Source organism: Bartonella sp. HY761, assembly GCF_026743145.1.
In the GTDB taxonomy this organism is placed as follows: Bacteria; Pseudomonadota; Alphaproteobacteria; order Rhizobiales; family Rhizobiaceae; genus HY038.
Genome location: NZ_CP104887.1, coordinates 2,297,705 through 2,310,053 on the forward strand (window position 1 = coordinate 2,297,705; position 12,349 = coordinate 2,310,053).

The following is a 12,349-nucleotide window of genomic DNA, read 5'->3' on the forward strand; positions in this document are numbered from 1 at the left end:
ATGTAAAATCCACCTTAAACCAATGCAAGCAATTGTGCATAAAGAAAATCTTTCGCCCTGCCAATTGCTTGCGAAAGACTGTCTCCTGATGCCATATAACAGGCAATAGCTGTTGACAAAGTGCAGCCGGTACCACGCCTTAGCACCGCTAAACGCGGCTGTGAAAACGTGATAACATCTTCGTTTGTTACAAGGTAATCTCTTGCTTCCAAACCATCAAGGTGGCCACCCTTTACTAAAATTGCTTTAACGCCCCTATGCAAAAGTTGTTTTGCTTGCTTAATAGCATAGTCATCATTTGGAGCCGGCTTGTCACCTAACAAAGTTGCGAGTTCAATTATATTTGGAGTTAAAATATCGATATAAGGCAAAAGCCTTGCGGTTATCGCCTCAACAAGGTTTTCTCTGCTTAAGGGGCCACCAGAGCTAGCAACCAAAACAGGGTCAAAAATAATTGGCGTTTTAGCTATACAAGCAAGCTGATTTTGTAAAACAACACTGTTTTCAACTGTCGCCACCATGCCAATTTTTACTGCAGCTATTGGATTAGCAATCCTTGCAGCTTCAATCTGCTGCTCCAATAGTAAAGGTTCCATTGGTTCAACAGCAATGACGCCTTGATCGGTTTGAGCTGTAACTGCGGTTATTGCCACCGATGATTTACAAAATAAATGGTTTGCTGTCTCTATATCACGGACAACCCCTGCACCGCCCGATGAATCGCTACCAGCGATAATAAGTACATTAGGAAAAGTCATGCACGCCACTTGGCTGTATGGCTTAACCACTCCTCTACCCGCGTTTCAGGTGAAGGATTTAAAGTGATATCAGTTACCACTGCTGCACTATCACAGCCTGCTGCAAAAACACCATTAAGCCGATCAACATTTAAACCACCAATAGCAACAAGTGGCAATTGACCTATTATTTGCCGCCATTTACCCAATTTTTCAAGACCTTGCGGTGCCCATTTCATTTTTTTCAATATAGTTGGATAAATTGGCCCCAAAGCAATATAATCGGGCTTTTGCGCAAGTGCAGTGGCAAGTTCATCCTCATCATGGGTAGATAGACCTAATTTTAAACCATGGCTGCGAATAGCATCGACATTAGCTATGCTTAAATCTTCTTGCCCTAAATGCACAAAATCGCATTGTTCTTCAATTGCTAATTGCCAATAATCATTAATAATAAGTTGGCAATCATGCTTTTGGCAAATCACCTTTGACCTTTGAATATGTCGGCGAATAACATCATCGGGTTGATTTTTCATGCGCAATTGAACCAATTTAATACCAAGCGGAACAAGGCGCTCTAACCAATCGGCACTGTCAAAAATGGGATAAAAAGGATCTAATCTCATGAGAATACCGCCTGTCCGATAACTGGTGTTGAGGGGGCTGCGAAATCACGCGGCTCTAAAAATTGTGCTTCAAAGGCTTGTTTTCCAGCTTCAATAGCAAGCTTAAACGCATAAGCCATTTTAACTGGATCACCGGCTTTAGCGACAGCCGTATTGAGCAATACCGCATCAAAGCCAAGTTCCATAACAATGGCCGCATGCGATGGCCTGCCAATGCCTGCATCAACAATCAACGGAACATCATTAAAATGTGCCCGCATAGCGCGTAAACCATCACAATCGCGCGGTCCTTTTGCCGAACCAATGGGCGCACACCAAGGCATAAGCACCTTACAGCCAGCTTCAAGCAGCTTTTCACCAACTATGAGATCATCGGTTGTATAAGGAAAGACCTTAAAACCATCATCACTTAAAATTTGTGCCGCTTCGACAAGAGCGAAAACATTAGGCTGCAAAGTGTCTTGATTGCCGATAACTTCAAGCTTCACCCAATCTGTTTTAAATAAATCTCGTGCCATTTTTGCTGTAGTTACAGCCTCTTTTACCGAATAACAACCCGCAGTATTTGGTAAAACCTTAACACCAAGATCGCGAATTAACTGCCAAAACTGACCGCCTTGACTACCACCAGCTGTTTCCCGGCGAAGCGAAACAGTGACAATATCTGTTTGTGACTGGCGCACTGCTTCAGCCAAGATAGTAGGTGATGGATATTGTGCACTACCTAAAAGCAAATGCGACGTTACATCTTCTCCATAAAGCGTTAACATATCAACCTCCCTGCATAGGACTTAAGACTTCAATACGGTCGTTTTCGTTAATGAGACATAAAGCACGTTCATTTGCGCTTACAAGCTCACTATTTTGGGCAGTCGCTAACCACTCGCCCTTGAAACCTTGTTCATTCAAAAGCTCTGCTAGATATTGCACTTTTGTTTCAACTCTATTGCCATTGATAAAAACCTGCATGAACTACTCCAATTAAATCAGCGACGCGTTAAAATATTTGTGATAAATGTCTACCAAGCCTTATAGACGACTTTAAATATAAAATAATCAATCAGGGCAAAGCTTATCGGTAACGCGGCGTGCCATTTCTGGTGATAATAAAAATCCGTGACGATAAAAGCCATTTATATAAAAATGGCGATTACCCTCTTGTGTCATTCGTGGAAAATTATCGGCATAGGCTGGTCGCACGCCAACTCCGGTTTCAATTATTTCCGCTTCAGCAAAGGCAGGATGCAATGTATAGGCAGCATTCAAAAGCTCCATCATTGAGCGAGCGCTGATTGGACCATCATAATCGCTTTCAATCATTGTTGCACCAATCATGAAAGTATGGTCACTACGTGGTACAATATACAGCGGAATGCGCGGATGTAATAGTCTAACGGGTCTTGTTATATGGACATCTGGGCAGCGCACTAAAAGCATCTCACCACGAACACCGCGTAAATCCTTATCGACACCTAAGCGCGCAATGCCAGTTGCATCGATAATGACATCATAATCCTCAGTTTCTTCTTCATTTTGCAAAGGAGCAATAAAGGCAGCCCCTCCTTGAATTAGTTTATCTTGCAAACCTTGCAACGCTTTACGTGGGTCTATGTCTGCTTCTTCAGCAAAAAATAAAGCTTTTTTAAACCGTCCTGCAAGATCTGGTTCAAGCTCAGCGATCATAGCTTCATCAACCAAAACATGACGGGTGGTGCGCTGTGCAAAACGATTAAGTTCGCCTTGGTCGCGTTGTGGTGCCAAGACAAATGTACCATTATGTTGCACTAAATCAGGAAGGTTTTCAGCCCACCAACCCATTGCTTGCCGCCCTAAATCCTCAACTATTTGCTCCGCACTTTCGCGCTCGCAATAAGGTGCCAACATGCCACCGGCATACCAACTTGCCGAATGGGAGAAACTATCAAGAGGCGCAGAAACTGTGATATCAGCGCCTTTTAAGAAGAGTTGATAAGCTGCAACCAATCCGCCAACGCCAGCACCTTTAATAAGCACTTTCATACTGGTTCCTTTCTATTTCTAAACCGCTTTATGCTGATATAAACACCCAACGCACAAAACACAGAGCCAGTGTTTTGATGACAAAACGAAAGATAGAAAAATAGAATTGGAAACACAAAGTTTAAAGGAGCTACTGCTCATTCTACCATCCCTCCGCCAGCATAATCTGGATCAGGTTCTATGGGTCATTGCGCCGCTTTAAATAAGCCAGCAATATCTCAGCTCCTTGACAGAGCTCCCCAGGTGAAATTATTCAATATTTAAAAGATATATCAATTAACCCAACATAAAACAAGTTTTATGTTGAGCTTTCTTTTGCTGGACCAGGCAAGAATGCCATAAGGCAAAAAAACAACCAACCAAAAATCATCGTCATACCGCCAATAGGCGCCGCATAGGAAAACAAACGAATACCCCATGTTTGACGAAATAATAAATCCCCCACAAAAAGCGTGACACCAAGCACAATAAGTGCGCCACTAAGACGCGTAAACATTGATCTTTTATCAGCTAAAGCCAAAGCCACTAATAAAATACCGTGACCAAGCAAAATAGGCGCGATAGTCCCATAATTGCTTTGCGAAACATGGGAGGCCGCCGCGTAAGAAGCCATACCAGCTGCCCCAAAAACACCACCGGCAAAACAAAATATCCGGTTTGAGATACGTACCATCATAGGCATTCACCTTTTTCACAAGCTTTTATTGCCGGCCTTAAAGCCTCTTCGAAAATATCGATAATATGATCGGGAGCCGTACTTACTCTAATCAAATGATCAAGCCCAGGAACTGCCGGCTTGCGAATAAACACGCCACGATTTTGCAACTCAATCAAAAGATTATGCGCAAACACATTTCCCCTCTGGCAATCCATTGTAACGAAATTAGTCGCTGAAGCCAAAGGAATAAAGCCAAATTCCAAAGCAATAGCATGCAAACGACGACGTGAAGCAATGATATTACTAATAGCGCCATGCAAATAGACTTGATCTTCTAACGCAGCAACAGCGGCTTTTTGGGTTAAAATAGATAATGAAAAATGATCACGGATTTTGTCAAAACCACTCAATAAATGTTTATCACCGATGACATAGCCGCAACGCATTCCCGCGAGGCCATAAGCCTTTGAAAAAGTGCGGACGCGCAAAACATTAGGCCGCAATGGAAGCATAGGAGGTAACGTACCGTCAGGCGCAGTTTCCCCATATGCTTCATCAAGCACTAAAAGAATGTTTTCAGGTATTGCTGCCATAAACTGCTCTAACTCACAACTCTCATGCCACGAGCCAAGAGGATTATCAGGATTAGCAAGATAGATTATTTTTGCGTCATTTGCTTTGGCAGCCTCTAGTAGCGCAAGCAAGTCAGAACGATAGTCGCGGTATGGTACACTAATAACTAAACCGCCATAAGCAGTCACATGGTAATTAAAAGTTGGATAACCACCAAGACAGTTAATTACTTTATCACCCTTACCGACAAATTGACGAACAATAAGTCCCAACAGGGTATCCGCACCCGCATCAATTGCAATATTTTCAAGTTCAACATCATAGAAATTAGCTAATTTTTGCCGAATTTCATAATTAGTAGGATCACTATAATGCCAAATATCAGCAATCCCATTGGCAATGGCATTTAAAACAGATGGAGCCGGCCCGAATCCATTTTCATTTGCGCCAATGCGTGCCAAAAAATTATGACCACTCTGGCGTTCTAGTGTTTCAGGCCCAACAAAAGGCACAGCAAGGGGAATATTATCAATCTGCGGCAATATTTTGGGATAAGACATATTGGTAAAAACCCGTTTAAAAGAATATTGGATCAATATCATGAAAACCAATTTTTCAAAATATTATTGACTTCACGTCTCGTTGATCAAGAACAAAAGATATTTATAAATGAAAGTTTATTTGAAGCATATCGACAAAACAACAAAAACCCTCAAAACTGCAAGTGTTCTAGGCACCCAACTTAACCAACCGAGCAAAATTGTATGTGCAATTAGACCAGTGCAATAACTAAGAATTAAACCGAGCCGATGCCAATAGACATGAAAAAACCCGGCAGCGAAGCTACCGGGTTAATTCTAAACCAATCCTAAATTAGGATTAGAATGAACGCTGAAGGCGAACCATACCTTGGAATGCACTCTGGCCTTTCATGCTGTCACGAACGCCGAGAGAAGTTACATTGTTATTAATGTCATACATTGTTGCATAACCGTAGTTATTATCCCACTTGATGTATGTAAGTTCAGGAGTAATTGTTAAACCTGGAACGATCTGGTGAGAAATATTGGCAGTTGCGTAGAATGTACGAGCTGCTTCATAAGCAACCTGGAAGTTGAAGCTAGTTGCAGGGGTGAACTTGTATGAACCACCGCCCCAAACAGCCCAATCGCCACCCCAATCACCATAGATTGAGTTAACTTGACGATAAACACCAAGATGATCAAGCTGAGCAATACCAGCATTGTTCAAAGAAGCGCGGATACCAGTACCTGCTACACCATAAGTATTGTCATCGGCATAATAATCATCCATTGACTTATAGCCGCCCATTACCCACAATGAGAACTGATCGGTTACATTAATGTCAGCACGGATTTTACCAGCCCACTCTTCGTTGCGTGCATCATATGCAGCAACAGCTGAAAGCGAACCCCAACCTTGAGCGAACTTCAAACCACCAATAACATGTGGAGCGTAATCATCGATTTGCTGACCAAAACCATGCTCAGTATAACCAATTCTGTAGTCTGCAATACCATCGGTATAGGTACGGAACAAATGTTGACCGTAACGATCGCCATCTGAGTTACCTTGTTCAACACCCAAAATAGCTGAGAAGCCATTACCTGCATTGAAAGTATAGCTGATTACGTTTGTACGGCTATATGTAAGTGGGTTCAATACATCATCATTGATAACTTTACCGAAGTAACCTGTCCAATGATTGAAAATTGATTCATCCATACCTACGCGTAGACCACCAAGTTCGATATAAGCAAAACGAAGTTGTGTTTGATCTTTTGCATCACCATATTCTTCGCCACCTTGCCATTGCGAGCGAAGCTCAACAAATGTGCGAAGTGTGCCAAGCTCAGTTTCTGAAGCTGTATGGAAACGAAGAGTTGCACGTGTACGCCAAGCATATGTATCACGATTGACGCCGTGAAGATTACGGCTACCACGGATTGGGTTACCTACTGCATCAGCGCCGATAACATTTGATGTATTACCGCGAGTACGAGCATATACGTCATCGCCGCCCTTGATGTCAGCGCGAACATAACCTGAAATACGCATGCAAGTTTCTGTACCAGGAATGTAATAGTAGCCTGCGCCATAAGTGTCGCAAACGCGTACATATTCTACTGGCTCTGGATCTGCAACAACGGCTACAACTGCGTCAGCTGCTTTTGCACCAGATACTGCAACAAGTGCTGCAGCGGAGCCGAGAAGAAGGCTCTTAATGTTCATAGTATGACCTCCAGTCAAAGTTTCACATAGGTCGGGGCAATTTAAAAATTGTGAGAGTAGGCTCCCGATCCCCTTAACCGAAAAAGTCGCCCCGAAGCGCTCCTTCTTCTTAGCTTGAACATACAGCCTAGATTTTTTGTTACAACCAATAATTGCTATTTGGAACGGTTGTTAAAACAGTAAAGGTCAGCTTGTTGCAAAAAAGTCACGAAATTGTCATGAAAGCGGAAATTTGCTCTTATTTTGTTAGGAAAGGATTAATATTTAGCCGAACTTATTGGGGATGGCACCCTTCATAAGAACTAATTGCCTAGTAAGCGACTCGAATTTGATAAAGACTTTTTGAAAGCCTGCAGCCAATACACCTTGATTATAGGTCAATTAAATTTAAAATGATTCTAGATAAAACTAGCGTCAAATATACTTAAATAAAAAAAATGTGATTTTTGTTAAATAGTGCTTGCACTCATATAAAATAATGTTTATTGCAACCACATCTCACGGAGAGATGGCCGAGTGGTCGAAGGCGCTCCCCTGCTAAGGGAGTAGGGCTCAAAAGGCTCTCATGGGTTCGAATCCCATTCTCTCCGCCAGATACTTTCCAATTTAAATAAAAAACATTCCCCTTTATTTTATGAACATGAATTTTCTAGCCAAAAATCGTTTTGGGCAATTTATTTGTTGTCATGTTGATATTTTTCAAGATAAATCCTGCTTAATCTCATTATTAAAATGCCAATCTCAGATTTGGCCTTGCGTATTATTTATAATGCAAGGGATAGCGAGACCAAACAGAATTGGGATCATGAAGCATTTTATCGTAATTTTTGATCTATTCTTCAATTCCCCATAGATTTCGGGCATAGTTTCATCATCAAAATCAAACCAAAAAGCCCGACCAAATAAAAAAGCATCGGCAAACTCTTTCCAATTGCTATAATGATAGCGTGTCATAGATAATGCTGTACTACAACTTTCCCAAGCTTTATCCTCATCCACATATTCTAATGCTAAAGCATTGAGGGTAATACCGATAAGGCGTGCCATATCCCATGCCATAATGGATTTAACCGGCGGCAACTGCAACCGTCTTAAAATATCACTTTCCAAAAGTGTAATTAGCTTTTCATAATATTCCACAAGCCCTTCACTATTTTCGAGCTTTGAAAAATATTCCACATCCTCGTTCATTCTTTCTATGGTAGGATTTTTATTCATCGCAATGGCGCGCTCAGCCACCATATCAAAATAATATCGATGACCTTCATGTAACAACCAACCAGAAATATCCTCAAAGCTTTCGCCATCAACTATGCCCCAAGCTGATTTCAGGGCGCTTTTTAGTCTTCTTTCTGATTCTATTGCGGCCACATACTGGCACTCCTCAACACGACCTTCACTATAAGGCGCATTAACCGCCATGGTTGTTATTTAGTCCTTTGTTAAAGGAGGTTTATCTCGCCTAGCATGTGAAAAGAATATTTTTTAAAAAAAGACGATAACATTCTCTAGCCTTCAAAGACGGAACTAAACAAAAATATTAAATACCAGATAATATACTCCGTTCATTTTAAACCTAAAACTCACGGAGTATATCACGACGACGATCGCTCGATTTTTTACGAATGCAAAAGGCAAATGAAATTATAAAATTAAGGATTAATCACGTAAAAGATCGTTGATTGATGTTTTAGAACGGGTTTTTTCATCAACACGTTTAACAATGACCGCACAATAAAGGCTTGGCACTGGTTTACCATCGCCAAGATCTTTACCTGGTAAGCTACCCGAAACAACAACCGAATAAGGTGGCACTTCACCATAGAAAATTTCACCTGTTGCGCGATCAACGATTTTAGTGGATTTGCCGATATAAACGCCCATACCAAGAACGGCACCTTCGCGGATGATACAGCCTTCAACCACTTCAGAGCGCGCGCCAATAAAGCAATTATCTTCAATAATTGTTGGACCTGCCTGCAATGGCTCCAATACACCGCCAATACCAACACCGCCAGAAAGATGGACATTTTTACCAATTTGCGCGCATGAACCAACGGTTGCCCAAGTATCAACCATTGTACCTTCACCAACATGAGCGCCAAGATTGACAAAGGATGGCATTAAAATAACATTAGGTGCAATATAAGCAGAATGACGCACGATCGCATTAGGAACAGCGCGGAAGGCTGCTTGCTTAAACTGTTCTTCGCCCCAACCATGAAATTTTGATGGCACCTTATCCCACCATGATGAACCATCAGGACCACCTTTAATAAGTGCCATAGGGTTTAACCGGAAAGAAAGTAAAACAGCCTTTTTAGCCCATTGATTAACATGCCATTCGCCATTATCACGGCGTTCTGCCACCCGTAACTCGCCCTTATCCAAAAGGCTAAGCACATGCTCGACGCTATCACGCACTTCACCTTTTGTATCGGTTGAAATAGAATCGCGTGCATCAAAGGCTTGCTCAATAAGTGCTTCCAACGCATGATAATTTGCTTGCGTCATAAAAATCTCCATTACTGATGTTAAAAAACTTTAAACCCATTAAGCATATTATTTGCAAAACGTATAGGCAGCAACTACGGGCAATACGTATTGATACGATAAAATGTTACTTGAACCTAAAAATAAGAATGAAAGGACAAGCAATGCTTCCTGAAGAAAAAGAAGGTTGGACTCCGTTTCCCCATTCGAATGATGATGCCGCAGTTATCCATAAAGTTCCGATCACACCGCAAACACAATCACCCGCTTATCGCCTTGCCTATACGGATGAAGACTTTTTAATGCGCCGCGAAATGCGATCCGTGCGCTTAGGCCTTGAAATGATGAAGCCGGAAATCACTTTAAGTGAGCGCGGCATTCGCTCAACGGTTGTGCTTTTTGGAGGTGCGCGTATTCCAGCACCCGGCCAAGATGCATGGGCGGCTAAAAACGACATTCAGCGGAAAAATCTTGAACTTGCCTCCCGCTATTATGACGAAGCCCGGCATTTCGCCCGCCTTTGCTCGCAATATTCGGCCACGACTTACCACCGCGAATTTGTCATTGTGACCGGTGGCGGACCGGGTGTGATGGAAGCGGGCAATCGCGGTGCAGATGATGTAGGTGCACCAAGTATTGGCCTAAACATTGTTTTACCTCATGAGCAAGCACCAAATCCTTATGTAACGCCCGATCTTTGTTTTAATTTCCATTATTTTGCCATTCGCAAAATGCATTTTTTGATTCGTGCCAAGGCTTTGACAATTTTTCCAGGCGGCTTTGGAACTTTAGATGAATTATTTGAAACCTTAACTCTTATTCAAACTGGGCGCATGGAACGCGTACCTGTGATCTTATTTGGCAAAGAGTTTTGGCAAAAATCCATCAATGTTGAATTTTTAGCCGAACAAGGTACGATTTCACCGGATGATTTGGATCTCTTAACCTATGTGGACACCGCGCAAGAAGGCTGGGATAAAATCCGCAGTTTTTATGATTTAAAAAGCCCTGTTTAAACAATGATAAGAATTTACATTCAAATCACAATATTAAAAAGGCTTTGCTAGAAAAACGAGCAAAGCCTTTATTTTTAAATTTTTGTTTGCAAGGCAAAATATTAAACATTGACTGCGGTTGTTACGCTACTCTTAATGGGTCTCATAAACAAACCGAGACACATAATAGATACAGCGCTCCCACCTATTAAAGCAGCAAAATAACCAAAATAATTTGTAACTACATTGGGAATAAGCACAAGTAGAATACCGCCATGAGGGGCACTCAAACTTGTACCCAAGCCATAAGCAAGTGCACCAGCGAATGCAGAACCTAACATAAGGGATGGTATAACCCGAAACGGATCACGAGCAGCAGTTGGTATTGCGGCCTCACTGATAAAGACCAACCCTAAAATAAAAGTTGCAACACGTGAATTTTGCTCTTCATCGGTAAAGCGATTTGGAAAAATAATTGATGCACAAGCTAATGCTATCGGCGGTGTCATACCCGCAATCATTGCCGCAGCAATAGGACCACCAATCCCTTGAGCTATTAAAGCGACCGACGACGCATAAGCCGCTTTATTAACTGGACCACCAAAATCAAACGCCATCATAGCACCAATAATAAGTCCTACCAATGCAGCATTTGCTCCACCTAAACTTTTTAGCCAAGCTTCAAGCCCATGATTAATTTGTGCAACTGGATCACCCGCTACATAAATCATGATTAGGGCGACAAAGGCGGTTGCTATCGGCGGGATAATTAAAACTGGCATTAATCCAGATAGACTACGCGGCAATTTAATAAATTTGATCATTGCCAATACAAAATAGCCCGCTAAAAATCCTGCAATAATTCCTCCTAAAAAGCCCGCGCCAATTTCTTGAGCGAAAAGACCGCCGATTAATCCAGGTGCAAGACCTGGTCTATCAGCGATAGAAAAAGCTATATAGCCGGCAAGAATAGGAACCATGAGAGCAAAGGCTTTTTGCGCACCAATAATAAAAATTGTATGCGCAAAACCACTACTTTCTTTATCAACACCAATACCGCCAATAGCAAAGGCGAATGCTATAAGTAACCCACCTGCCACCACAAAAGGCAACATGAAAGAAACACCTGTCATCAAATGCTTATAAACACCTGCACCTTTAGCATTTTGTTGCGTATTATCTTCTTCTGCAGCTTGATTGGATTGAAGCTTAGCTTTGTTAGCTGCTTCCTTAATATAATCTGTTCCCTTATTAATGGCTACTTTTGTACCACTTGCATAGACAGGTTTGCCAGCAAAGCGCGAACGATCAACTTCTCGATCAGCTGCAATAATAACAAGATCAGCATCTTTAATTTCGTCTGCCGTTAAGGGAGTACCAGCACCAACAGAGCCTTGTGTTTCAACTCGGATGTTAATACCAAGTTCTTTACCACTATCAAGTAAAGCATCGGCTGCCATAAAAGTATGGGCAATACCAGTTGGACATGACGTGATGGCTACAATATTTTTTATTCCACCAAGATTGTCTTTGCCTGCGTCATCAATCTCTTTTTTATCTGACTTCTCTGTTTTTGAAGCGCCTTTCCCATTAGCAAACCGCGCTAATATTGCAGATGCATCATTTAAGACATCATCAAGCTCAATATTATAAACATCCCCACCATTAAAACGTGCGGCATAGTCACTATTATCAAGCGGTTCAGCGGTATCGCTCACAACCAGCAAAATGTCATCTTTGTCACGAGCAACGGGAATACGCAAAGCCTGTCCTTTAGGACTGATTGATATTTCGACCTCCAATTTTGCTGCAAGTGCGGCAGCGGATAAGGCTTCCCGCGCCAAGACATCAAGGACCTGATTGCCCTGTTCTTCAATTACTATAAAGAGTTTCATCTTATCCCTCCCGCCATTTTAACGGCAGTTAATATTCTTTATGACGGAGCGTGGTTAGATTAAAGATACGAAAAATATTGCAACACAGCACCAATATTCT

Annotated in this window: 12 protein-coding genes, 1 tRNA gene and 1 riboswitch; of the genes, 2 read left to right on the forward strand and 11 right to left on the reverse strand. The window is 41.9% G+C overall.

Annotated elements, in window-relative coordinates; genetic code table 11:
- Window positions 1-14 precede the first annotated feature (14 nt).
- The 8 genes from N6A79_RS09955 to N6A79_RS09990 all read right to left on the reverse strand — a co-directional run bounded on the left by N6A79_RS09955 (window position 15) and on the right by N6A79_RS09990 (window position 6,866).
- The gene (locus tag N6A79_RS09955; RefSeq protein ID WP_268545820.1) at window positions 15-758 is read right to left on the reverse strand and encodes a hydroxymethylpyrimidine/phosphomethylpyrimidine kinase; all 744 of its coding nucleotides are present in this window, start codon (window positions 756-758) and stop codon (window positions 15-17) included.
- Window positions 755-1,363: a thiamine phosphate synthase gene (locus tag N6A79_RS09960; protein ID WP_268545821.1), complete on the reverse strand. Its 609-nt coding sequence runs from the start codon at window positions 1,361-1,363 to the stop codon at window positions 755-757. Before N6A79_RS09960 ends, N6A79_RS09955 begins: the two co-directional genes overlap by 4 nt.
- Entirely contained in the window at window positions 1,360-2,133 is a 774-nt protein-coding gene (locus N6A79_RS09965; RefSeq protein ID WP_262078402.1) for a thiazole synthase, read from the reverse strand. Before N6A79_RS09965 ends, N6A79_RS09960 begins: the two co-directional genes overlap by 4 nt.
- Before the next feature lies 1 nt (window position 2,134).
- Window positions 2,135-2,332, reverse strand: a complete 198-nt coding sequence (gene thiS / locus N6A79_RS09970) for a sulfur carrier protein ThiS (protein WP_268545822.1) — start codon at window positions 2,330-2,332, stop codon at window positions 2,135-2,137.
- A gap of 87 nt (window positions 2,333-2,419) precedes the next feature.
- Entirely contained in the window at window positions 2,420-3,382 is a 963-nt protein-coding gene (gene thiO / locus N6A79_RS09975) for a glycine oxidase ThiO (RefSeq protein ID WP_268545823.1), read from the reverse strand.
- A gap of 130 nt (window positions 3,383-3,512) precedes the next feature.
- Window positions 3,513-3,634: riboswitch (TPP riboswitch) on the reverse strand.
- A gap of 46 nt (window positions 3,635-3,680) precedes the next feature.
- A complete protein-coding gene (locus N6A79_RS09980) occupies window positions 3,681-4,058 on the reverse strand; it encodes a DUF423 domain-containing protein (RefSeq protein ID WP_246708058.1) in 378 nt (125 codons plus the stop codon).
- Complete coding sequence (locus N6A79_RS09985; RefSeq protein ID WP_268545824.1) at window positions 4,055-5,173, reverse strand: aminotransferase class I/II-fold pyridoxal phosphate-dependent enzyme; 1,119 nt, start codon at window positions 5,171-5,173, stop codon at window positions 4,055-4,057. The genes N6A79_RS09980 and N6A79_RS09985 overlap by 4 nt, the downstream gene beginning before the upstream one ends.
- Before the next feature lie 319 nt (window positions 5,174-5,492).
- Window positions 5,493-6,866: a porin gene (locus tag N6A79_RS09990; RefSeq protein WP_268545825.1), complete on the reverse strand. Its 1,374-nt coding sequence runs from the start codon at window positions 6,864-6,866 to the stop codon at window positions 5,493-5,495.
- A 502-nt stretch (window positions 6,867-7,368) separates the two neighbouring features.
- On the opposite strand from N6A79_RS09990, the gene N6A79_RS09995 reads away from it, so the two are divergent.
- A tRNA-Ser gene (locus tag N6A79_RS09995) sits at window positions 7,369-7,459 on the forward strand.
- 148 nt (window positions 7,460-7,607) lie between these two features.
- On the opposite strand, the gene N6A79_RS10000 is transcribed toward N6A79_RS09995, so the two are convergent.
- The gene (locus N6A79_RS10000) at window positions 7,608-8,288 is read right to left on the reverse strand and encodes a DUF1266 domain-containing protein (protein WP_268545826.1); all 681 of its coding nucleotides are present in this window, start codon (window positions 8,286-8,288) and stop codon (window positions 7,608-7,610) included.
- Window positions 8,289-8,525: 237 nt separating this feature from the next.
- Entirely contained in the window at window positions 8,526-9,380 is an 855-nt protein-coding gene (gene dapD / locus N6A79_RS10005; protein ID WP_268545828.1) for a 2,3,4,5-tetrahydropyridine-2,6-dicarboxylate N-succinyltransferase, read from the reverse strand.
- A 143-nt stretch (window positions 9,381-9,523) separates the two neighbouring features.
- Between dapD and N6A79_RS10010 the strand changes: the two genes are divergently transcribed.
- Complete coding sequence (locus tag N6A79_RS10010; protein WP_268545829.1) at window positions 9,524-10,375, forward strand: LOG family protein; 852 nt, start codon at window positions 9,524-9,526, stop codon at window positions 10,373-10,375.
- A gap of 101 nt (window positions 10,376-10,476) precedes the next feature.
- On the opposite strand, the gene N6A79_RS10015 is transcribed toward N6A79_RS10010, so the two are convergent.
- A complete protein-coding gene (locus N6A79_RS10015; protein WP_268545830.1) occupies window positions 10,477-12,249 on the reverse strand; it encodes a PTS fructose transporter subunit IIC in 1,773 nt (590 codons plus the stop codon).
- Window positions 12,250-12,349 lie beyond the last annotated feature (100 nt).